At 65.7% G+C, this 21,223-nt stretch carries 22 protein-coding genes, 1 tRNA gene and 2 pseudogenes; 9 read left to right on the forward strand and 16 right to left on the reverse strand.

Annotated elements, in window-relative coordinates; all coding sequences use genetic code 11:
- Window positions 1–231 precede the first annotated feature (231 nt).
- Entirely contained in the window at window positions 232–1,299 is a 1,068-nt protein-coding gene (locus tag AC5P6A_RS15405; protein ID WP_171953273.1) for a GNAT family N-acetyltransferase, read from the forward strand.
- Window positions 1,271–1,645, forward strand: coding sequence for an ASCH domain-containing protein (locus AC5P6A_RS15410; RefSeq protein ID WP_005420601.1), 375 nt, complete (start codon window positions 1,271–1,273; stop codon window positions 1,643–1,645). Before AC5P6A_RS15405 ends, AC5P6A_RS15410 begins: the two co-directional genes overlap by 29 nt.
- A gap of 83 nt (window positions 1,646–1,728) precedes the next feature.
- On the opposite strand, the pseudogene AC5P6A_RS15415 reads toward AC5P6A_RS15410, so the two are convergent.
- Window positions 1,729–1,994: pseudogene (locus AC5P6A_RS15415) on the reverse strand (DNA methyltransferase); the annotation flags it as partial.
- On the opposite strand from AC5P6A_RS15415, the pseudogene AC5P6A_RS15420 reads away from it, so the two are divergent.
- Window positions 1,975–2,247, forward strand: a pseudogene (locus tag AC5P6A_RS15420) (site-specific integrase); the annotation flags it as partial. The pseudogenes AC5P6A_RS15415 and AC5P6A_RS15420 sit on opposite strands and share 20 nt — an antisense overlap.
- A 130-nt stretch (window positions 2,248–2,377) precedes the next feature.
- Here the strand turns inward: AC5P6A_RS15420 and AC5P6A_RS15425 are convergent.
- The 4 genes from AC5P6A_RS15425 to birA all read right to left on the reverse strand — a co-directional run bounded on the left by AC5P6A_RS15425 (window position 2,378) and on the right by birA (window position 5,047).
- Window positions 2,378–2,453, reverse strand: a tRNA-Thr gene (locus AC5P6A_RS15425).
- Window positions 2,454–2,492: 39 nt separating this feature from the next.
- The gene (locus AC5P6A_RS15430) at window positions 2,493–3,341 is read right to left on the reverse strand and encodes an SPOR domain-containing protein (RefSeq protein WP_171953272.1); all 849 of its coding nucleotides are present in this window, start codon (window positions 3,339–3,341) and stop codon (window positions 2,493–2,495) included.
- Window positions 3,342–3,350: 9 nt separating this feature from the next.
- Window positions 3,351–4,082: a type III pantothenate kinase gene (locus AC5P6A_RS15435; protein ID WP_019661840.1), complete on the reverse strand. Its 732-nt coding sequence runs from the start codon at window positions 4,080–4,082 to the stop codon at window positions 3,351–3,353.
- The gene (gene birA / locus AC5P6A_RS15440; RefSeq protein ID WP_180877558.1) at window positions 4,079–5,047 is read right to left on the reverse strand and encodes a bifunctional biotin--[acetyl-CoA-carboxylase] ligase/biotin operon repressor BirA; all 969 of its coding nucleotides are present in this window, start codon (window positions 5,045–5,047) and stop codon (window positions 4,079–4,081) included. The genes AC5P6A_RS15435 and birA overlap by 4 nt, the downstream gene beginning before the upstream one ends.
- A gap of 144 nt (window positions 5,048–5,191) precedes the next feature.
- Here birA and AC5P6A_RS15445 point away from each other — a divergent pair, with 144 nt between their 5' ends.
- Together AC5P6A_RS15445 and AC5P6A_RS15450 are read left to right on the forward strand one after the other, a co-directional pair.
- On the forward strand, window positions 5,192–5,470 hold the full coding sequence (locus AC5P6A_RS15445) for a hypothetical protein (protein ID WP_005411956.1): 279 nt from the start codon (window positions 5,192–5,194) through the stop codon (window positions 5,468–5,470).
- On the forward strand, window positions 5,437–6,228 hold the full coding sequence (locus AC5P6A_RS15450) for a M90 family metallopeptidase (protein ID WP_167692750.1): 792 nt from the start codon (window positions 5,437–5,439) through the stop codon (window positions 6,226–6,228). Before AC5P6A_RS15445 ends, AC5P6A_RS15450 begins: the two co-directional genes overlap by 34 nt.
- Window positions 6,229–6,311: 83 nt before the next feature.
- On the opposite strand, the gene AC5P6A_RS15455 is transcribed toward AC5P6A_RS15450, so the two are convergent.
- The 5 genes from AC5P6A_RS15455 to AC5P6A_RS15475 all read right to left on the reverse strand — a co-directional run bounded on the left by AC5P6A_RS15455 (window position 6,312) and on the right by AC5P6A_RS15475 (window position 10,982).
- A complete protein-coding gene (locus tag AC5P6A_RS15455) occupies window positions 6,312–7,736 on the reverse strand; it encodes an ATP-binding protein (protein WP_032953760.1) in 1,425 nt (474 codons plus the stop codon).
- 25 nt (window positions 7,737–7,761) lie between these two features.
- Window positions 7,762–8,445, reverse strand: coding sequence for a response regulator transcription factor (locus AC5P6A_RS15460; protein ID WP_053520384.1), 684 nt, complete (start codon window positions 8,443–8,445; stop codon window positions 7,762–7,764).
- Between the two features lie 73 nt (window positions 8,446–8,518).
- A complete protein-coding gene (locus tag AC5P6A_RS15465) occupies window positions 8,519–8,893 on the reverse strand; it encodes a hypothetical protein (RefSeq protein ID WP_058979781.1) in 375 nt (124 codons plus the stop codon).
- 212 nt (window positions 8,894–9,105) lie between these two features.
- Window positions 9,106–10,137 carry a tRNA dihydrouridine(20/20a) synthase DusA gene (dusA, locus tag AC5P6A_RS15470; RefSeq protein ID WP_134729685.1) on the reverse strand — a complete coding sequence of 344 codons (1,032 nt, stop codon included), beginning with the start codon at window positions 10,135–10,137 and terminating at the stop codon, window positions 9,106–9,108.
- 206 nt (window positions 10,138–10,343) lie between these two features.
- Complete coding sequence (locus AC5P6A_RS15475; RefSeq protein WP_058979776.1) at window positions 10,344–10,982, reverse strand: DUF6338 family protein; 639 nt, start codon at window positions 10,980–10,982, stop codon at window positions 10,344–10,346.
- Between the two features lie 280 nt (window positions 10,983–11,262).
- On the opposite strand from AC5P6A_RS15475, the gene AC5P6A_RS15480 reads away from it, so the two are divergent.
- Together AC5P6A_RS15480 and AC5P6A_RS15485 are read left to right on the forward strand one after the other, a co-directional pair.
- On the forward strand, window positions 11,263–11,457 hold the full coding sequence (locus AC5P6A_RS15480) for a helix-turn-helix domain-containing transcriptional regulator (RefSeq protein WP_346715221.1): 195 nt from the start codon (window positions 11,263–11,265) through the stop codon (window positions 11,455–11,457).
- 267 nt (window positions 11,458–11,724) lie between these two features.
- A complete protein-coding gene (locus AC5P6A_RS15485; protein ID WP_495222342.1) occupies window positions 11,725–12,294 on the forward strand; it encodes a DUF4304 domain-containing protein in 570 nt (189 codons plus the stop codon).
- 40 nt (window positions 12,295–12,334) lie between these two features.
- Here the strand turns inward: AC5P6A_RS15485 and AC5P6A_RS15490 are convergent, their stop codons facing one another.
- Window positions 12,335–13,789, reverse strand: coding sequence for a SulP family inorganic anion transporter (locus AC5P6A_RS15490; protein WP_058979773.1), 1,455 nt, complete (start codon window positions 13,787–13,789; stop codon window positions 12,335–12,337).
- Between the two features lie 208 nt (window positions 13,790–13,997).
- On the opposite strand from AC5P6A_RS15490, the gene AC5P6A_RS15495 reads away from it, so the two are divergent.
- The gene (locus AC5P6A_RS15495; RefSeq protein WP_155028811.1) at window positions 13,998–14,978 is read left to right on the forward strand and encodes a cation diffusion facilitator family transporter; all 981 of its coding nucleotides are present in this window, start codon (window positions 13,998–14,000) and stop codon (window positions 14,976–14,978) included.
- Between the two features lie 111 nt (window positions 14,979–15,089).
- A complete protein-coding gene (locus tag AC5P6A_RS15500; protein ID WP_346715222.1) occupies window positions 15,090–15,515 on the forward strand; it encodes an organic hydroperoxide resistance protein in 426 nt (141 codons plus the stop codon).
- Between the two features lie 146 nt (window positions 15,516–15,661).
- Here the strand turns inward: AC5P6A_RS15500 and mmsB are convergent, their stop codons facing one another.
- The 5 genes from mmsB to AC5P6A_RS15525 are packed head-to-tail and all read right to left on the reverse strand — an operon-like array spanning window position 15,662 to window position 21,201.
- Window positions 15,662–16,552 (reverse strand): 3-hydroxyisobutyrate dehydrogenase, encoded by an 891-nt coding sequence (mmsB, locus tag AC5P6A_RS15505; protein ID WP_021203766.1) that lies wholly within the window; start codon window positions 16,550–16,552, stop codon window positions 15,662–15,664.
- On the reverse strand, window positions 16,549–17,724 hold the full coding sequence (locus AC5P6A_RS15510; RefSeq protein WP_346715223.1) for an enoyl-CoA hydratase/isomerase family protein: 1,176 nt from the start codon (window positions 17,722–17,724) through the stop codon (window positions 16,549–16,551). The genes mmsB and AC5P6A_RS15510 overlap by 4 nt, the downstream gene beginning before the upstream one ends.
- The gene (locus AC5P6A_RS15515; protein ID WP_019661849.1) at window positions 17,721–18,518 is read right to left on the reverse strand and encodes an enoyl-CoA hydratase; all 798 of its coding nucleotides are present in this window, start codon (window positions 18,516–18,518) and stop codon (window positions 17,721–17,723) included. The genes AC5P6A_RS15510 and AC5P6A_RS15515 overlap by 4 nt, the downstream gene beginning before the upstream one ends.
- Entirely contained in the window at window positions 18,515–19,681 is a 1,167-nt protein-coding gene (locus AC5P6A_RS15520) for an acyl-CoA dehydrogenase family protein (RefSeq protein WP_346715224.1), read from the reverse strand. The genes AC5P6A_RS15515 and AC5P6A_RS15520 overlap by 4 nt, the downstream gene beginning before the upstream one ends.
- A 14-nt stretch (window positions 19,682–19,695) precedes the next feature.
- Window positions 19,696–21,201 (reverse strand): CoA-acylating methylmalonate-semialdehyde dehydrogenase, encoded by a 1,506-nt coding sequence (locus AC5P6A_RS15525; RefSeq protein ID WP_019661851.1) that lies wholly within the window; start codon window positions 21,199–21,201, stop codon window positions 19,696–19,698.
- Window positions 21,202–21,223 lie beyond the last annotated feature (22 nt).

The following is a 21,223-nucleotide window of genomic DNA, read 5'->3' on the forward strand; positions in this document are numbered from 1 at the left end:
GAGTCTGTCAATGGCACAGCCCACGGAGGACATGACCGGAAGTGCTTAAGGGCGCTGGGCTGGCAGGCTGGCAGGCTGGCCTCGACCGTAACCCAGGCTTTCCCTTGAACTGTGCCTGTTCTCAGGAGCTTTGGCGCCCCGCCTGACGCACCTCAGCGCCGCTCGGCTATGATCCTGATTTAAGGGCGCAGGAACTGATCGCGCTGCGCGAGTCACTCATAGGAGAAAGGAATGTCTCAAAGTGCGGAACTGGCTTACGAGCAGTTTAAGAACATAGATCTGTCGGATCCGTTCTTTGACAGCCTCAAGGCTGACTACGAAGAATTTCCGACCTGGTTTCAGAAAAAATCAGAAGAACGGGCCTACATTTTCAAGCGTGACAAGGGCGGGATCGACGGGTTCCTTTACCTCAAGACGGAGGATGGACCGATAGATGACGTGTCGCCTCCCCTGCCAGCTGAACGGCGGATCAAAGTCGGCACATTCAAGCTCAATTCAATTGGATCTCGCTTGGGCGAGCGCTTTCTTAAGAAGGTGTTCGACCATGCCATCCACCATGGCACAGCTTTGATCTATGTGACGGTGTTTGCCAAGCACGACGGCTTGATTCGCTTATTTGAGCGGCATGGTTTCATCAACGTCGCAAGCAAGACATCCCAAAACGGTGAAGAACTGGTCCTGCAGAAGGACTTCAAAGCGGCCTACACCGACGCAGTAACGAGCTATCCCAGCATCCCCGTGGGAAACAACCGATGCTACTTGCTGTCTCTCTATCCGGAGTGGCACACGCGGTTGCTTCCGGACTCCATTCTGCGAACGGAAAATCAGGACTTGGTGCAGGATGTGTCTCATACCAACAGCATCCATAAGGTGTACTTAACAGCGATGAAGGGCACGGAAGGCCTGAAGCCGAACGATGTCTTGGTCATCTACCGCCCTGCACCGAACAAAGGCAAAGCTTGGTTCGAGTCAGTCGCAACGAGCATAGGTGTTGTGGAAGAATCGAGACATATAAGCACCTTCAAGACAAAGGAGGAATTCAAAGCGTACTGCAGCCCCTACAGCATCTTCACTGAAGCGGAACTAGAAGGCTTCTGGCGCACGGGCAGGTATCCGAACATCTTCAAGTTCACATACAATGTCGCGCTGAAGAAGCGACCCAATCGCGCTCGACTGATCGAGGAAGTCGGTCTCTCGAGAGATGCGTACTATGGCTTCATGCAGTTGACCTTTGAGCAGCTACACCACATTGCCCAACTAGGCGAAATCGATGAAAGTCTTATTGTCAATCAAGCCTGAGTACGCAGAGAAGATTCTCGACGGACGAAAGCGCTTTGAGTTTCGGAAGGCACTTCCTAAGGCGAAGGGTGTCACCACTGTCGTGATCTACGCCACGATGCCAGTTGGAAAGATCATCGGTGAATTTGAAGTCGATAGATGCATGTCTCATCGCCCAAAGGATCTGTGGGCAATGACTCATGAGTTTTCTGGGATTACAAAGACTTTCTTCAACTCGTATTTTAAGGGACGGAGCACAGCGCATGCTTTCAAGGTAAAGTCCGCCAAGCGCTACGACTCTCCAATTACCTTGACAGAACTGATTGGCACGACCGCTGCTCCGCAGTCCTTTCGCTATTTGACATAGACGATTGCTGGCCCTACTGCATCTTTCGATGAGATGAAGGCAGCAAGGCCGCTTCGAGCGGCCTTGCTGCTATTGCGCACCCGTCAAGCGCCTGCAAGTCTTGAGTGAGCGACCTGATAGTAGTCGCTGGTTATTCCTACGCCAGTCCAGTTGTATCCTTCAGCTTCCGCAGCCACCAGCGTGGTACCGGAGCCGACGAATGGATCGAGGATGTGCCCGCCCTGCTCGCGGATGCGCACCAACTGGCGCATCAGGTCGGTCGGTTTGCCGTCAGATGGTGCTTGTCCGCTTTGCGCACCGCCTCGCGGAACACACCCGGCAGCGTGGGCGCCGCTCGGCCCAGCGGCATACCGATCAAACCGGAGCAGCGACGCCTTCTCGTTTCGGAGTCCGGAACCGCGCTCACGAAATCAGCCCTGGACAGTGCCTGGCAACGCATGGTCAGGCGCGCGGTTGGTGAGGGCGTGATTGAGAAGGACCAGCGTTTCGCCCTCCACGGCCTGAAACATCGGGGAATCACGGACAGCGAGGACAAGGCCGCTGGCGGCCACGTCACCGAGGCCATGCGTCAGCTGTACGACCATTCCGTACCGGTGGTAAGAGCGGCCGTGAAACCAAAAAAAGTCGCTAATTTTCCCGGTAATTTTCCCGGTAGACGCAAAAAGGCCAGCGCACCGCGCTGGCCTTTTTCGTTGAAACCCCTGTTTTAAAGGCGTTTCGGCACTTCCCGAGTGGTGCCGCTTATCCGAATCGAACGGATGACCTACTGTTTACAAGACAGTTGCTCTACCAACTGAGCTAAAGCGGCGTGGTGGCGCACCGGCGGCAGCGCCGCGGTCCGGGGATTCTAGCGCAACCGCGTGCAATCCAGCGACCGGCTCTGTGCCGCCCCGCTGCGCTGCTGGGCCTGGGCCGGCTGCGTGCCCGCCGCCAGTTGCCCTTCCAGCCACCACTGGCCGGCGTCGCCGCTGGCCACCAGGCGCGGCTGGAAGCCGGCGGCCTGCACCGCCGCCATGCGCCGCTCGGCGCCCTCGCGGTTGCGGTACTGGCCCAGCGCCACGGCGTTGGCCTCCTCGCCCTGGCTGATGATGTAGTAGTCGCTCAGGCCGGCGGCGACGATGCGTTTCACGGTGGCCTGGGCTTCTTCGCGGTTGGCGGCGGCCGGCAGCATCACCCGGTAACGGGCACTGCCGCTGGCAGCGGGCTGTTCGCGCAGGCGCACCTGGCTGAGCAGCGTGCCGGCCTTGCCTTGCGCATTGGCCGCGGCGGCGCGGTCGGCAAACGGGCCCAGTGCGACGCAGCGCGGCGGTTCGGCAGCCTCGGGCGGGGTTGCGGGTTTTCCCGGCGCTTGGGCTGATGCAGGCGGTGTTGCCGGCATGGCAGCGGCAGCAACCGGCGTAGCCTCAGCCGCCTGCGGCTTGGCACTCTCCGGCTTCGCCGGGGCGGCGGGCGCCGGCGTTACAGCCACGGCCGTCTTCTCCGCCGGCTCGCGCTCCATCAACGGCGCGGTCGGCGCGGCAGCCGTGGCTTCGGCGGCCGCGGCGGCATCCACGCCACCGGGCACCCAGCGCAGCTCGGCCACGCCCGTGGGTTGCGGTGGCGGCGCAGGCTTCTGTGGTGCATCGCGCAGCAGCCACCAGCAGGCGACGCCAAGGTTGAGGATGGCCAGTACGACGATCAGGGCACGGGTCAGCATGCGCGGATACTAGCCTGCGGGCTGGTGCACCGCCCAGCGGGCGAGACCATCCAGCACCAGCGAGGGGTGGTAGTCGGCGCCGGGCAGCAACGGCATCAGCGCCGGTGCGCCGCCCCCGTGCACCAGCAGCGACGGTGCAACGCCCAGCAGCGCGTGCCCCTGCTGGGCGCTGCGTTCGATCAACGCCACTGCGGCGCCATCGCAACCGGAGGCGAGCGCATCGGCGGTGTCGTTGGCGAATTCGCTGTAGTCGCCGCCGGTAGCAGGCAGTTGCACGGCACGGGCGTGCAGCGCTTCGCGCATGGTGGTGGGCGATGCGGAAATGCGGCCACCGTGGTGCTGGCCGTCAGCGTCGAGCAGGTCAATCGTCAGTGCGGTGCCCACGCCCACCACCAGCACCGGGCGCTGCGCCTTGGCCGCGGCCAGCAGCGCCAGGAAGCGGTCGACGCCGAACTTTTCCGGCTTGGCATAGGCAATGCGCACACCGGCGCATTCGGCGCTGGTACGCACCACGTGCACGTGCTCGAAGCGACGCTGCAGCTGGTCCAGCATCGCGCTGGTCAGCGACGGTGCGGCCACGCTGGCCACGAACGCGGTGGTGCCGCTGGGCAGGCTGTGCGGCGGCTGTCCGGCCATGCCTTCGGCGCCATGCGCCCAAGCCTGCACGTCACCGGCACGGTCGCCCTGCAGCGGCGCAAACTTGAAGCGCGAGTTGCCGAGGTCGAACAACCAATCGCTCATGCCGCCCTCACGCTGACTTCGCCGGCGTGCAGCAGGCGCTCACGGCCATCGATGCGCACGCGCAAGGCGCCGTCATCGGCCAGGCCGAGCGCGGTGCCATGCTGCCACTGCCCTTCCAGTTCCACCCGTACTTCGCGACCGGCCAGCATGTCGAACGCGGCGTAGCGCGGCAGAAAGGGAGCGAGGCCTTCGCGATCGAATTCTTCCAGTGCCGGCAGCAGGCGCGCCAGCACGGCAGCAACCACCACGTTGCGGTCCACCGGCTTGCCGGCCAGCGTGTCCAGGTCCACCCACGGCTGGGTGATCTGCTCGGCGCAGGATGGCGGCATGTGCGTGTTGATGCCGATGCCGATCACCGCGCGCGCCGGGCCGGCATATTCGCCACCGCCCTCGGCCAGCAGGCCGACCAGTTTGCGCTTGCCATCGACGATCAGGTCATTCGGCCACTTCAGCTGCGCCTGGGTATAGCCCAGGTCGTGCAGCGCTTCGGCCACGGCGATGCCGGCCACCAGGCTCAGCCCGGCCAGGCGGCCGAGGCCACCGGAGAACAGCCGCAGCACCGACAGGTACACGTGCGCGGCCAGCGGCGACGCCCACGTACGGCCGCGACGGCCGCGGCCGCCGGTCTGGCGTTCGGCCAGCAGGACGCTCACCCCGCGCTGGGGCGCGCTGCAACGCAGCAATTCGGCATTGGTCGAGTCCACCGTCCAGGCCACCTGCAGGTCGTGCAGCAGCGGCAGCACCTCGGCGGGCAGGCCAGCACGGATCGCATCCGGGTCCAGCAGGTCGACCGGGCGGGTCAGGCCATAGCCCTCACCTGCACGGCCTTCGATGTCCACACCGGCGGCTCTAAGTCCTTGAATACGCTTCCAAATGGCCGCCCGGGTCTGGCCCAGCTCACGGGCCAGGGCGTCGCCGGAGAGGCGACCGGCAGCGAGTTTGGCCAGCAATTGGCGGTCGTCCACGGCAGCTTCCACGAAGTCAGGAAGGAATTATGCGGGAAAGCCGCCAGCGGCGCCCGCCACGCTGGGTTCTGCGGGGGCTTCCAACGGGGCGCCGGGTTCGGGCTAGAATCGGGAACTCACCTTCCCTTAACGTGGATGTCGTCAATGCGCCGCTATGCCCATTGCCTGATCCTGCTGACGATGCCCTTCGCGGCGTCTGCGACGGCAGCGCTGGACGACAGCCGCGGCGCCTGCGTGTCCTCCAACGGCGATGCCGCCTCGCAGCGTGCACCGACCGCGACCGCTTCGGCCGCCACCACCAAGCCGGCACCGGTCCGCCCGGCAGCCAACACCAGCACGGGCGGCGGTGGCAGCGACGACGACGTGCTGCAGCGCATCCGCGCACCGAAGTGGCACAGCTACCTGCCGGGAATGTTCCGCTGATCAAGTCGTTGCTGCAGTGGCTGCGACCTGCGCCGCGGCCGATCGACGATGTACTGTGGAATGAGGCCTGCCGCCGTGCGGCCTGGCTGCGCGGCCTGGACGACGAACGCCGCGCACGCCTGCGCGTGCTGGCCACGCGCTTCCTGCACGAGAAGACCATCACGCCGATCGGCGAGCTGCAGCTGGAGGCCGGCGATGGCGTGCTGCTGGCGGCGCTGTGCTGCCTGCCGCTGCTGGAGTTCGGCGAGGTGGGTCTGGAAGGCTGGTCGCAGCTGATCGTCTACCCCGATGCATTCCGCGTACATCGCAGCCACATGGATGCGGCCGGCGTACTGCATGAGTGGGATGACGAACTGATTGGCGAATCGTGGGACAGCGGTCCGCTGATCCTGTCGTGGGCCGATGTGCAGGCCGACCTGGCGACGCCGCACGAGGGCTACTGCGTGGCGGTGCACGAGATGGTGCACAAGCTGGATGCACTGGATGGCGCGATGGACGGCACGCCGCCGCTGCCGCGCGAATGGCAGCGTGAGTGGGCGGCCATCTTCCAGCGCGCCTACGATGCGTTCTGCGCGCAGGTGGATGCGGGCGAAGAAACGCTGATCGATCCGTATGCGGCCGAAGCGCCGGAAGAATTCTTCGCGGTGACCAGCGAGTATCACTTCTCGGCACCGGATCTGCTGCAGCAGGCGTTGCCGGAGGTGGCCGCGCAGCTGCGGCGGTTCTATGGCGAGCCGCCGACGATCGAAACACGGTAGTGCCGGCCGCTGGCCGGCACCTTGGCAATGCCACCGAAGATCATGAGGGTGCCGCCAGCGGCCGGCACTACCGTTTGCGGGGCTTACGGCCCCGGCGGCAAGCGCACTTCGAAACGGGCGCCGCCCAGTTCGCTGGAACGGCCGACGGCCAGTTCGCCGCGGTAATCCTTGATCAGGTCCTGCACGATCGACAGGCCGATGCCGTGGCCCTGCACGCGCTCGTCGCCACGCACGCCACGCTGCAGCACCTTGCCGATGTCGTCCGGGGCAATGCCCGGGCCATCGTCGTCCACCGCCAGCAGCAGGCCGGCGCGACGCGCGTTCGGTGCCGGCAGCGGCTGCGCGGTCAGCAACACGCGGCGGTTGGCCCACTTGAAGGCATTTTCCAGCAGGTTGCCGAGCAGTTCCTGCAGGTCGCCCGGTTCGCCGTGGAAGCGCGCGGCCGGGTCGATGTCGAATTCGCACAGCACGCCCTTGGAGGCATAGACCTTTTCCAGGCCGCGCACGATCTCCTCGGCGTTGGATTCAATCGGCAGCGGCGCGGAGAACAGCTTGTGGCCCGACGATGCAGCACGTGCCAGCTGGTAGGAGACCAGGTTGTTCATGCGCTGCAGCTGCACGTCCAGCTCCTCGCGCAGGGCGCCATCGCCGGCACCGCTGTCCATCTGCGTGCGCAGCACGGCGATGGGCGTCTTCAGGCTGTGCGCCAGGTCGGCCAGGGTATTGCGCTGGCGCTCGAGGTTCTCGCGCTCGCTTTCAATGAAGGCGTTGATGCTGTCGGTCAGCGGCTCCAGCTCGCGCGGGTGGCGCTCGCTCATGCGCTCGGTCTCGCCGCGCTGCACCTTGGTCAGCTCGGTGATCACGCGACGCAGCGGCCGCAGGCTCCACTGCAGGATGACGGTCTGCAGCAGCAGCAGGATCAGGCCGATGCCGCCCAGGTAGAACCAGACCCGGCCACGGAACACGCGCAGCTGCGCGCCCAGCGCGCGCGAGTCTTCCATCACGTAGATGGTGTAGGGGAATTCGGTGGCCGGGTCGGCGTCGGCGTCCCACACCAGGCCCAGGCCATAGCGGTACACCGAGCCCTGGCTGCCGTCGATCTGGATCATCGGCAGCGGGCCTTCGAACACTTCCTGGCGCGGTGCCAGCAGGCCGCCGCCGACGGTGGGCAGCATCGGGCCTTCGGCGGACATCGAATTGCCCTTGCCGTGCGGCATCACCACCTGCAGGTACAGGCCACTGCCCGGCACGTCGAAGCGCGAATCCGGCGGCTGCTCGCGGATGTACAGCGAGCGGTCGCGGGTGAAGTCGATGCCGGCCGCGTAGGCGGTGGCGTAGTTCTTCAGGCGCTCACGCAGGTTCGCCTTCGCCGTATCGGCGAAGGCGGCGTCGAGTGCGTAACCGGCCAGGGCCAGAAACGCGACCAGGCCCACGGACGCGGCAAGCATCTGGCGCGCCTGCAGCGAGCGCGGCCGCCAGCGTCGGAAGAACCACAGACGGCCGGACATCATGGTTTCGCCAGGCTGAGCCGGCTCAGCCCTCGTTGCGCGGAATCGCGAAACGGTAGCCGCGGCCGCGCACGGTCTCGATCGGCTTCAGTTCGCCATCCGGGTCCAGCTTCTTGCGCAGGCGGCCGATGAACACTTCCAGCACGTTCGAATCGCGGTCGAAGTCCTGCTGGTAGATGTGCTCGGTGAGGTCGGCCTTGGAGACCAGTTCACCGGCGTGCATCATCAGGTACTCCAGCACCTTGTACTCGTAGCTGGTCAGGTCCACATTGCTGCCAGAGACGCTGACGGTCTGGGCGGCGAGATCCAGTGCAACGGGACCGCATTCCAGCGTCGGCTTGCTCCAGCCGGCGGCGCGGCGCAGCAGCGCGTTGACGCGGGCCAGCAGCTCTTCAACGTGGAACGGCTTGACCAGGTAGTCGTCGGCGCCCTGCTTCAGGCCTTCGACCTTGTCCTGCCAGCTCGAACGCGCGGTCAGGATCAGCACCGGGAACTTCTTGCCTTCGTCACGCAGGGCCTTGATCAGCTCCATGCCCGACATCTTGGGCAGGCCGAGGTCGATGATGCCGACATCGAACGGAACTTCACGCCCCATGTAGAGGCCTTCCTCGCCGTCCTGCGCAGCATCGACGGCAAAGCCTTCGCGCTTGAGCCGGGCTGCCAGGGTCTCACGCAGCGGGGCTTCGTCTTCGACCAGAAGGATACGCATGAACTCTCCCTAGTGTCCTGGGTGTGGCCCGGAGGCCTGTGGGGTACGGGTTGATAGCGACAACTATCCCTGTTCAGGGGTTATCGCCGCGTAGTGATGACATATCCGACCGCGGCGTGCGCGGCTGTGAACGCGACGGGGCGGGGTCGTCCATGTAGCGGACACGGCCCCGGTCGTCCATGTACTTCACCCGGTTGATGTCACGCCCATCGAACGGCACACGCTCGGCGCCGAGGATGTGGCCGCCGGTGGTGCGCTGCACGCGGCGCACGGCATCGGACAGCGAGCGCTCGTCGCCACGGCCACCGCGCTCGCCCCGCTCCATCATCTCCGCCCGCCCCTGGTCGCCGCGCGGCGGCTGCTGCGCAAGCGCCGAGGACAGCGGCACAGCCGACAGCGCCACGCAGGTGGCCAGGGCAATGCGGCGATGGAAGGGAGCGGAAGACATCGATGCGATCCTAGCCGAGCACGGCGATTCGTTCAAAAGTCGTAAATCCGGAAGCCGGGTGCGGGACCCGGCCTTTACAATTCCTTTGCAAATTCTTGGTTTGGGGCAGTGAATCCGATCTGAACTTTTCCGGGCGATGCCGCGAGTTGTTCATCTAGGTGAACATTCGGGACGAATCGCCGCTCCTTGTCAAGTCAGGACTGTGACCAACGTCACGCTGCGGCGCGATCAGCTTCGCGTTCGGTGACCGCCAAGGCCTGTTCGACCAGGCTCCAGTCGGCGCCCGGGCGGTGTGCGCCCTCGCTCAGCACCTGACGGAATGCGCGGCCGCCGGGCTGGCCGTGGAACAGGCCGAGCAGGTGGCGGGTGATGTGCTTCAGCGCCAGGCCTTCGCCCAGACGCGCCTCGACGTAGGGGCGCAGCGCGCGCAACAGGTCACCACGGGCCTGCAGCGGGGCGCCGGTGTGCAGCGCCTCCAGCTGATGCAGCAGGTAGGGGTCGTGGTAGGCCGCGCGGCCCAGCATCACGCCATCGACGTGCGCGGCCTGCGCCTGCACCGCCTCGATGCTGGCCAGGCCGCCGTTGATCACCACCGGCAGTGCCGGGCGCTCCTGCTTGAGGCGGTAGGCCCAGTCGTACTTCAGCGGCGGAACCTCGCGGTTCTCCTTCGGCGACAGGCCCTTCAGCCACGCGTTGCGCGCATGCACCACCACCATTGCGGCACCGGCGGCGACCTGGCGGTCGACGAAGGCGGCGAACACGTCGTAATCGTTGTCTTCGTCCACGCCCAGGCGGCATTTCACCGTCACCGGGATGTCGACCGCATCGACCATCGCCGCCACGCACTCGGCCACCAGCACCGGCTCGCGCATCAGGCAAGCGCCGAAACGCCCGGCCTGCACGCGGTCGGACGGGCAGCCGCAGTTGAGGTTGACCTCGTCGTATCCCCACTCGGCGGCAATGCGCGCAGCCTGCCCCAGCAGGGCCGGATCGCTGCCGCCCAGCTGCAACGCCAGCGGCTGTTCGCTGCGGTCGAAGCCGAGCAGGCGCTCGCGGTCGCCGTGGATGACCGCGTTGGCGTGCACCATTTCCGTGTACAGGCGCGCACCCGGCGCCAGCACGCGATGGAACACGCGGCAATGGCGGTCGGTCCAGTCCATCATCGGCGCAACGGACAGGCGCAGGGAATCGGCGTAACGGGCGGTGGCGGACGTCATCGGGGCGTTGATCGTGGAGACTGGCATTGCCAGTGAGATCAATAGTTTACACCGCCCGGCTGAATGCGCCCGGTCAGTCGCGCGGCAAGCGCCGGTTGGGCCCGCTTCCGGCTGGCGGCCGGGGCGGGCTGGGCGGTGGCAGCGGACGCTTCCTGCCCTCGGGGAGCTTGGGGTTTGCGTTCTCCATGGATACGACCAGCTGGTCCAGTGGTGGGTTGGAACCCTTCCTCAACTTAGCCATTGTCTGTCTCCTGGAGAATCTCGACCCATTGCACATCCACCGCGTGAATCAGTATGCCATCGAGCTGCGGAAGCTCCACCACGGCGGGGTTTGCCAGCGGATCCGCACCTTCATCTGGCGGATCCGCATCCACGAGCCAGGCCGGCATCTGCATGTAGAACTGTCCCGCAGCCGGGCTGATCGGCCACTCCTTGGGGTAGCCGGTCAGTCGACGGCCATCCTTCAGTTGCAGCACCACGAAAGCAGGACGCGTACCGAGCACGCAGTACCACTCGCTGGGGTGGGACGTCCGCGTGGTGAAGCCTGCGCGGCGGAGACCCGCGTGGAGAAAGTCCTTGTTCGCAGCGAGGGCCAATCCTGTCCCCAGCAGTCCGGCGAGGACAAACCCCCAGAGCAGGCTGCTGGTCTCGGTCCAGATCCCCAGCACAAAGCAGCGACCAGCCAGCAGGAGCATCAGTTCGATGAACTTGACCAGCGCCTGGACTACGAAGGTAAATACCAGCGCTTCCACGGTCCTTTCGAACTGCGGTGGCTTGGGGTGTGAAGTCAGCCCGTAGAACACCCAGGCTGCCAGGAAGCCCGGCAGCAGATAGGTCAGCAGCGTGGTGGCGTTGTTGAACAGCGTATCCATTCCGGAAGAAGTACTCCGTCGTGAGGATCACAACGGAGCACGATCACGGCGATTCTTCCACCCTGGGCAGGGTTCACAGGCCACAGATGCAGCAACCGCAACAGCAGCCATGAAGTCGCAGTGATGCAGTCGCAGCCTATAGCGTCAATGTGCGCTATCGAACGGCACCGTCCAATGCCCTGCACTACATCGCTCGGGGAAGCTCGACCAAGCTGGTGGTCTGCCATGTGAGGTACAGTCCAACGCGTTGCAGGTTGCAGACGCTTTCCTTGGATTCGCAATGAGCAGGCTGAAGACGATTCCCTTCGATCCCGCAGACTATCTGGATGATGACGTCGCAGTCGCCATCCATCTGAGCGCCGCCTTGGCGGCTGGTAATGCAAGCCATTTTCAGGAGGCGCTTGGAACAGTGGTGCGAGCGCGCGGCACAGGCAGCAATGCCGAAGAATCGGGTCTTGGCCGCGAGAACATCTAGGTAGGCGCGTACCGGGCTCGCTGGGCATCGCCCGGCGCTACCCATGCAACGCAGCAGGTCGTGCAGGATCGGGGCCCACCGAGCTGGGCACAGCGATCACACAGCTATCGTCAAATGCGACATGTTCTGACGCCAGCCCCCATTGCACCTTCCTTTTCAGCCGATAGGCTTCAGTACAGCGCACCGGCATACCCGTTATGGCATGCCCCACCTGCAGTCATCTTCCCGCCCATGTTCGCCTCGTGAGGCCCAATGAAAAGGCAAGCTTTGGACACCGCCTTCGCCTCAATGAAGGACGCAGGATTTGTGCGCAACGGGCCGACCTTCATGAGAGTGCGCGAGCATTTCGTAGATGTTCTTTCACTGCAGACCAGAAGCGACGGCAAAGCACTCGCACTCAATGTCGGTGTGCTCGCCCGCTTCATCCCGGGGCGTTGCAAGGATCAGACCACGAACCTCAACAACACCGACTGCGACGTGAGCTGCAGGGCCGCTCCCGCAGGGAAAAGCGACCATTGGATAAGCGTTGAACAGGACGCTGAACTGCTCAAGACCGAGGTGGATGCTCTTTTGACGGAGAATGCCCTTCCCTTCTTTTCGCAGTTCCAGGACATCGATTCCATCTGTGGAGCGTTGACGATCGCGGCCATTCAGGCCGACTCGACGCCGGCACACTTCAATTCGGTCACGCGCGTCCGCAGGGCCCTGCTATCTGCCCTTTCATGGCAGGCCAAGGATGACACCGAGTCTGCCAAGGCGCTGGCCACATATGGACTCTCCATCTGCAATGGCGCTACCGCACTGAAAAGCCGATTCAGGAAAATTCTGGAGGCTTAGCCGCCCCCAGAACCGACCCGGGCATTGAAGCACTACCACTTCAGTGCGCGCTGCGCGCGCCACCGACCTGCTCGATCAGCGTCTGGCTGGCCGCATTGAGCCCCACCACCGTCACCTCCGCACCGTGCGCGGCCAGCTTTTCCTGCGCCCGCTCCAGCGCGGCCACAGCAGTCAGATCCCACAGGTGGGCATCGCGCAGGTCAATCTGCACCTTCGGCGCCACGTGCTGGTAATCGAACGCCGCACCCAGCTGCCCCGCCGAGGCAAAGAACACCTGCCCACGCACGCGGTAGACCTGCGTGCCACCGGCATCGTCGCGCTGCACATCCAGCATGTGGCCCACCTTGCGCGCGAAGAGCAGGGCCGACAGCAGCACACCGCTGAGCACGCCCTTGGCCAGATCGTGGGTAGCCACGGTGACCACCACGGTCAGCAGCATCACCGCAGACGAGCTGCGCGGATGCGTGCGCAGGTCGCGCAGCGAGCGCCAGCTGAAGGTGCCGATGCTGACCATGATCATCACCGCCACCAGCGCAGCCATCGGGATCTGCCGCACCAGGTCGCTGCCGTACACCACCATTACCAGCAGGAACACGCCGGCCACCAGGCAGGACAGGCGGCCGCGGCCACCAGAGGTCACGTTGATCACCGACTGGCCGATCATCGCGCAGCCAGCCATGCCGCCGAGGAAGCCGGTGACCGTGTTCGCCACGCCTTGGCCGACGCATTCGCGGTTGCGTTCGCTGGGCGTCTCGGTGATGTCCTCGACAATCTGCAGGGTCATCATCGATTCGAGCAGGCCGACCACGGCCAGCGTGGCCGACACCGGCAACAGGATGCGCAGCGTTTCCCATGTGAGCGGCACATCGGGAATGAGGAAGTGTGGAAGGCTGTCTGGCAGCTGGCCCATGTCGCCGACGCTGCGCACGTCGATGCCGAAGCCGATCACCACGGCGGTGAGCACCACGATCGCGACCAGCGGCGAGGGTACGGCGCGGGTGATACGCGGCAGCAGGTAGATGATCGCCAGCGCGGCGGCGCACAGCACGTAGACCGTAGGGCCGCGGCCAATCAATTCCGGCATCTGCGCGAGGAAGATCAGGATCGCCAGCGCGTTGACGAAGCCGGTGATGACCGAGCGCGAGACGAAGCGCATCAGCGAGCCGAGTTTGAACACGCCCGCGAGCACCTGCAGCAGGCCGGCCAGGATGCTGGCGGCGAACAGGTACTGCAGGCCGTGGTCCTTGACCAGGTCGACCATCACCAGCGCCATCGCACCTGTGGCGGCGGAGATCATTCCGGGGCGGCCGCCGGCGATGGCGGTGATGACGGCAATGGAGAACGCCGCGTACAGCCCGACCTTGGGGTCGACGCCGGCGATGAGCGAGAAAGCGATGGCCTCGGGAATCAGGGCCAGGGCGACGACGATGCCGGACAGCAGGTCGCCACGGAGGTTGCCGAGCCATTGCTGGCGCAGGGGATAGGACGTTTGCATGGAAAAACTCCGCGCGCACGCGGGCGGGGCCGCGCGGCGCTGCAGTGGAAAGACACGGGTTCCTGAGCCGGGCGGGCCGGCTGCCGATGTGCGGCAAGAGTCAGGGTGGCGTGATCACTGCAGGCGGGCGTCGGTACGTGGGAGGGGCGCAGTCTACGGGAAGCGGCCGCACGAAGGTAGCGCGACCGGCCGCGAAAGGCCGCGGGGCATGGCGCCGCTCTACAATCGGGGCATGGCTACTGATCGCCCGCAGTTCTTCGACCCCGCCACCGAACAAGGCGTGCTGCGCCTGTCGATCGCCGCCTCGCTGCTACTGGCCGCCGCCGCAGTGGTGTTCGGCCTGCTGGCCAATTCCTCGCTGATCATCTTCGACGGCATCTACGGCCTGATCGACGTGGTGATGACCTGGCTGTCACTGCTGGTGGCGCGGCTGATTGCGCTGTCCACGCAGACCGATGCGCTGCAATCGCGGCTCAACCAGCGCTTCACCATGGGCTTCTGGCACCTGGAGCCGATCGTGCTGGGGGTGAGCGGCACGCTGATGATCGGCGCGGCGCTGTATGCGCTGGTCAATGCGGTAGATGCACTGATGTCCGGGGGCCGCCACATTGCGCTGGGCCCGGCCATCGCCTTCGCCGGGCTGTCCATCGTCGGCGAAGGCGCACTGGCATGGTTCATCCTGCGCGCCAACCGCCGCATCGGCTCGGAGTTCATCGCACTGGATGCGAAGAACTGGGTGATCGCGGCCAGCATGTCGGCCTGCTACCTGCTGGCCTTCCTCGGCGGCGTGCTGGTGCAGGGCACGTCCTGGGCCCGGGTCGGGCCGTACATCGACCCGGCCATCCTTGCCTTCGTCTGCGTGCTGGTGATGATCGCCCCGCTCGGCACCGTGCGCCGGGCGCTGGCCGGCATCCTGCTGGTCACCCCGCCGGAGCTGCAGGCGCACGTGGATGCGGTGGCGCGCGACATCGTCGCCAAGCACGGCTTCGTCGAGCACCGCAGCTACGTGGCCCAGGTGGGGCGAGGCGAGCAGATCGAGCTGTTCTTCGTGGTGCCGGAAAACGACCCACCGCGGCCGCTGGTGGAATGGGACCAGCTGCGTGATGAGATCGGCGATGCGCTGGGCGAGGCTTCGCCGGACCGCTGGTTGACGATCATGTTCACCACCGACCGCGAGTGGACGATCTAGGCCCGCAGGACGATCGATCAATTTTTTAGTACGTTCTGCAACCCAACGTACGCGGAAAGCGGGCAAAGTAGTCTCCATCGCACCACCCACCCACCGACCAGGAGCATCCCGATGTCCATCGAAAAGGTTCTGTACACCGCCCAGGCCACCTCCACCGGCGGCCGTGAAGGCCGTTCCGTCTCCTCCGACAACGTGCTGGACATCCAGCTGTCCACCCCGCGCGAGCTGGGCGGCGCTGGTGGCCCGGGCACCAACCCGGAGCAGCTGTTCGCCGCCGGCTACTCGGCCTGCTTCCTGGGCGCACTGAAGTTCGTGGCCGGCCAGGCCAAGGTCGCGCTGCCGGCCGACACCACCGTCACCGGCAAGGTCGGCATCGGCCAGATCCCGACCGGTTTCGGCATCGAAGCCGAGCTGACCATCAACGTGCCGGGCGTGCCGCGCGAGCAGGTCGAAGAGCTGGTGCAGAAGGCGCACATCGTGTGCCCGTACTCGAATGCCACCCGCGGCAACATCGGCGTGACGCTGGTCGTGGCCTGATGCGGTGATGCCGGCCAGCGGCCGGCACTACCCGAGCGAGGGAAAAAAATGGGCGGACGCCGGTCGAAACCGAACATCCGCCCATCCCACCTTCGTTGTCCCACAGGGGGGCATGAGGTTGCCGGCCAGCGGCCGGCACTACCAGGTCACTTCTCGCTGGTGATCAGCTGCACCACACTGGAAAAATCCAGCTTGCCGCGGCCAGCCTGGTGGTTCATCGAGTACAGGTTGCGGGCCACTTCGCCCAGCGGGATCGAGGCACCGACACTCATCGCCGCTTCCACTGCCAGGCCCATGTCCTTCAGCATCAGATCGCTGCCGAAGCCACCGCTGTAACCGCGCGACGCAGGCGCGTTTTCCAGCACGCCCGGCCACGGGTTGCACACTTCGGTGGCCCAGCTGCGGCCGGTGCTGACCGCCATCATCTGCGACAGCACCTTCGGGTCCAGCCCGTGTGCCACGCCCAGCGCAATGGCTTCACCGGTCACCGCCATGATCACGCCCAGCGCCATGTTGTTGCACAGCTTGGCGACCTGGCCGGCGCCGCTGGCGCCCACGTGGAAGATGTTTTTGCCCATCGCCTGCAGCACCGGACGGGCACGCTCCAGCGCGTCCTCTTCGCCACCGACGATGAAGGTCAGCGTGCCGGCCTGGGCGCCTGCGGTACCACCGGAGACCGGTGCATCGATCATCTGCAGGCCACGTGCGGCGGCGGCCTCTGACACCTTGCGCGCGCTGGCCGGTGCGATCGTGCTGCAGTCGATGACCAGTGCGCCATCCGGGATCGCGGCCAGGATGCCGTCGTCGCCCAGGTACACGCCTTCGACGTGACGGCTGGCTGGCAGCATGGAGATCACCACTTCGGCGTCGGCCAGGGTGTCGCGTGCCGACGACGCAGCACTGGCACCGGCGTCAACGGCGGCCTGGACCGCGGCCGGAACCAGATCGAACACGCGCACGCTGTGGCCGTTCTTGACCAGATTGGCGGCCATCGGGCCACCCATGTTGCCCAACCCGATGAATGCAATGCGGCTCATGCAAGGCTCCTTTCAACAAGGGGAGAGCCCAGGTCGGCCAGCGGATGCGCGGCATCGGCCCAGGGGGAAGCAAAGAAGGTGTCGGCCCACGCGCCGGTGGCCCCGGCCAGGGTGGCCGGGTTCCACTGCGGATTGCGATCCTTGTCGATCAGCAGCGCGCGGATGCCTTCGGCGAAATCGCCGTGGGCGGCGCAATGCAGGGCGACGATGTACTCCAGGCGGTAGATCGCGGCCAGATCCTGGCCAGCGCTGCGACGCTGAAGCTCGAAGGCCAGCCGCGCCGAACCCGGCGCACCGGCAGCAAGGGTCTTCTGAGCCGCCTGCAACCAGGCGTCGTCGGTGTGCAGGCCGGTAATGCGCGCCACGATGGCCTGCAGGTCATCGCCTTCGCACAGCGCCTGGACCTGTGCCGCATTGGCCAGCAGTGGACCGGTCGCAGCATCACTGGCATGCGACTGCAGCAGGTGGGTCAGGCGTTCGTGGTTGTGTGCGGGGTGGCTGGACCAGGCCACCTGCAGCAGCGCATCGAACACTGCACTGCGGCGCTCTTCGGCCACGTGCACATCGGCCAGGCCGGCATAGATGGCATCGCCCGGGTTGAGCAGTGCACCGGTCAGGGCCAGGAACAGGCCGCCCTTGGCCGGCACCCGCGGCAGCAGCCAGCTGCCACCGACATCGGGGAACAGGCCGACGGTGATTTCCGGGAAGGCCAGCTTGGAACGTTCGCTGACCACGCGGTGGCTGGCACCGGACATCAGGCCGATGCCGCCGCCCATCACAATGCCATGGCCCCAGCACAGGATCGGCTTGGCGTAGGTGTGGATGAGGTAATCGACGCGGTATTCGACGTCGAAGAACTCGGCAGCATAGGCGTTCTGGCGGATGTCGCTGTGGCCGGCCTCGCGGAAGGCGACCATGCTCTTGTACAGGCTGTGCAGGTCGCCGCCGGCGCAGAACGCCTTTTCACCGGCGCCCTGCAGCACCACCATGGCGATGCCGTCGTCGTCGGCCCAGGCATTCAACTGCTTCAGCAGCAGATGCGCCATCGGCAGCGAGAATCCGTTGAGCGTGCGCGGCGCGTTGAGCGTGGCGATGCCGATGCGCGTGCCATTGCCGGCCACGCGCTCTTCGAACAGCACCGGTGCGTCGTCGGCAGCGGTGTCGATGCTCATGCGTTCTTCCACTGCGCGGTGCGCTTTTCCAGGAAGGCGGTTACGCCCTCGACCTGGTCGGCGGTGTCGAACAGGTCGACGAAGGCTTCGCGCTCGGCCACCAGCGCCGAGGCGTGGGTGCCGGCGCGGGTGGCCTGTACCAGCGTCTTGCAGGCGGCGATGCTGGTCGGGCTCTGCTTGCCGGCCTTCTTCGCCCATTCCAGTGCCAGTGCCTTGGCTTCGCCCTTGCCGACCTTTTCTTCGGCCAGGCCAATGCGCAGTGCGGTCTCGGCATTGATGCGCTCGCCCAGCAGGATCATGCGCTTGGCCCAGCCCTCGCCCACCAGGCGCGGCAGGTTCTGGGTGCCACCGGCACACGGCAGCAGGCCGACGGTGGCCTCCGGCAGCGCCACCTGGGCGTGGTCTTCGATGATGCGCAGGTCGCAGGCCAGTGCGCATTCCAGGCCACCGCCCATGGCGTAGCCGTTGATGGCGGCGATCGACACGCCACGGAACCCGGACAGCGCTTCGAAGGCTTCACCGAAGCGACGCGCGGCCTCGCGCGCAGCGGCCTTGTCGCCGGAGGCGAACTGGTTGAGGTCGGCACCGGCGGAGAAGAACTTCTCGCCGTCACCGGTAATCACCAACGCGTAGATGTCGCGGTCTGCGTTGAGCGCGCCCACCAGGTCGCGCAGCGCCGACAGGCTGTGCACGGTCCAGGTGTGCGCCGGCGGGTTGTTCAGGGTGACCACGGCGGTGTGGCCATCGACCTCCACCTTCAGGCCCACGTGCTCCTGGGTACGCCAATCCTTCATCGCAGTTCCTCTTCGGTGTTGAGCAGGTGACGGGCAACGATCACCCGCATGATCTCGTTGGTGCCTTCCAGGATCTGGTGCACGCGGCAGTCACGCAGCAGGCGTTCGATCGGGTATTCACGGATGTAGCCGTAGCCACCGTGGATCTGCAGCGCTTCGTTGCAGACGTTGAAACCGGCATCGGTAGCGAAACGCTTGGCCATCGCGCACCACACGTTGGCGTCGCTGGCACCGGCATCGAGCTTGCGTGCGGCGGTGTGCACCATCTGCCGCGCGGCCACCAGCTGGGTGACCATGTCGGCCAGCTTGAACTGCAGCGCCTGGAATTCGGCCAGCGCCTTGCCGAACTGGCGGCGCTCGCCCATGTAGCGGCGTGCGGCATCCAGCGCACCTTGCGCGGCACCCAGCGAACAGGCGGCGATGTTGATGCGGCCGCCGTCGAGCCCCTTCATCGCCAGTTTGAAGCCGCCGCCTTCCTCTCCCAGAAGGTGGCTGACCGGCACGCGGACGTTTTCGAAGGTGATGCCGCGGGTGGGCTGGCTGTTCCAGCCCATCTTCTCTTCCTTGCGGCCGAAGCTGATGCCCGGCAGGTCCGACGGCACGGCAATGGCGCTGACACCACCGGCACCGGCACCGCCGGTGCGCGCCATCACCACCAGCAGCTCGGTGGCCCCGGCGCCGGAGATGAAGGCCTTCGAGCCGTTCAGCACATAGAAGTCGCCATCGCGCACGGCGGTGGTCTTCAGCGAGGCCGCATCGGAACCGGCGCCCGGCTCGGTCAGGCAGTACGAGGCCAGCTTGCTGCCTGAGGACAGGTCGCTGCCCCAGGCATCGCGCAGTGCCGGCTGGCCCCACGTGGACACCATCCACGAGGCCATGTTGTGGATGCTGATGTACGCCGCCGTCGACGGATCGACGTTGGCGAGCTCCTCGATGACGACGGCGGCGTCCAGCCGGCTCAAGCCGCTGCCGCCCACTTCCGGGTCCATGTACAGACCGCAGAAGCCCAACTCACCGGCCTTGGCGATCGCCTCGCGCGGAAAGATGCCCTCCGCATCCCATCGCGCGGCGTGTGGCGCCAGTTCGGCCTGTGCGAAGTCGCGCGCTGCCTCGCGGTACGCCTGCTGTGCTTCTTCCAGTTCCGTCGTCATCGAGTGGCTCATGGCTGCTCCTGCCGTTACTTCAGGCTGATCGTGGTGTTGACGCCGTGGCTCAGCGTCTCGTCATCGAACCAGCGCGCGGTGACCGTCTTGGTCTGGGTGTAGAACAGCACCACCTGCTTGCCGTACGGGCCCAGGTCGCCCAGCTTGGAGGCGCGCGAACCGGTGAACGAGAACAGCGGCACCGGCACCGGGATCGGCACGTTGATGCCGACCTGGCCAACGTCGATGTCTTCCTGGAACTTGCGCGCGGCAGCGCCGGACTGGGTGAACAGTGCGGTGCCGTTGCCGTTCGGGTTGCTGTTGACCATCGCGATGGCGTCTTCCAGCGTCTCTGCTTCGAGGATGACCAGCACCGGCCCGAAGATTTCTTCCTGGTAGATGCGCATGTCGGTGGTGACACCGGCAAAGATGGTCGGGCCGACGAAGTTGCCCTTCTCGAAGCCATCGACCTGCGGCTTGCGGCCATCCAGCACCAGCTTGGCACCCTGCTCCACGCCCGAGGCGATCAGGCCTTCCACGCGCTCGCGGGCGCTGCAGGAAATGACCGGGCCGACGTCGGTGCCGGCCACGGTGCCGGCACTGACCTTCAGGGTCTTGGCCTTTTCAACCAGATCCTGCACCCAGTTGCGCGCTTCACCGACCAGCACCAGGGTGGAGGCGGCCATGCAGCGCTGGCCGGCCGCACCGAAGGCGGCGCCGACCATCGCGTTGAGGGTCTGTTCCTTGTTGGCGTCCGGCAGCACCACGGCGTGGTTCTTGGCGCCCATCATGCACTGCACGCGCTTGCCGGCCAGCGAGGCACGGTTGTACACGTGGGTGCCGACGCGGGTGGAACCGACGAACGACACGGCCTTGATGTCCGGGTGGTCGCAGATCGCGTTGACCACTTCCTCGCCACCGTGGACGACGTTCAGCACGCCCTTCGGAATGCCGGCTTCCAGGGCCAGTTCGACCAGGCGCATGGTGACCATCGGGTCCTGCTCGGACGGCTTGAGGATGAAGGTGTTGCCGGTGGCGATCGCCATCGGGAACATCCACAGCGGAATCATCGCCGGGAAGTTGAACGGGGTGATGCCGGCGCACACGCCCAGCGGCTGCATGATCGTGTAGGTATCCACGCCGTTGGCCACGTTGTTGGCCAACTCGCCCAGCTGCAGGTTGCCGATGGCGGCCGCATGCTCGACCACTTCCAGGCCGCGGAACACATCGCCTTCGGCGTCGGGCAGGGTCTTGCCCTGTTCGGCGGTGAGGATGTGGGCCAGCTCGCTCATGTTCTCGCGGATCAGCTGCTGGTACTTCAGGAAGATGCGCGCGCGGGTGCCGATCGGGGTCTTGCGCCAGGTCTTGAAGGCTTCCTTGGCGGCGGCGACGGCGGCGTCCACTTCTGCGGTGGTGGCGAACGGCACCTTGGCCAGCACGTCCTGGGTGGCCGGATTGATCACGTCCTGCCAGTGGGAGGTGGCCGATTCGATGAACTGACCATCGATCAGCATGCGGATACGGGGCGCTTCAACAGTCATGACGACAATCCCACGGGCTCGA

The organism is Stenotrophomonas sp. YJH_SMC_20 (assembly GCF_059367845.1).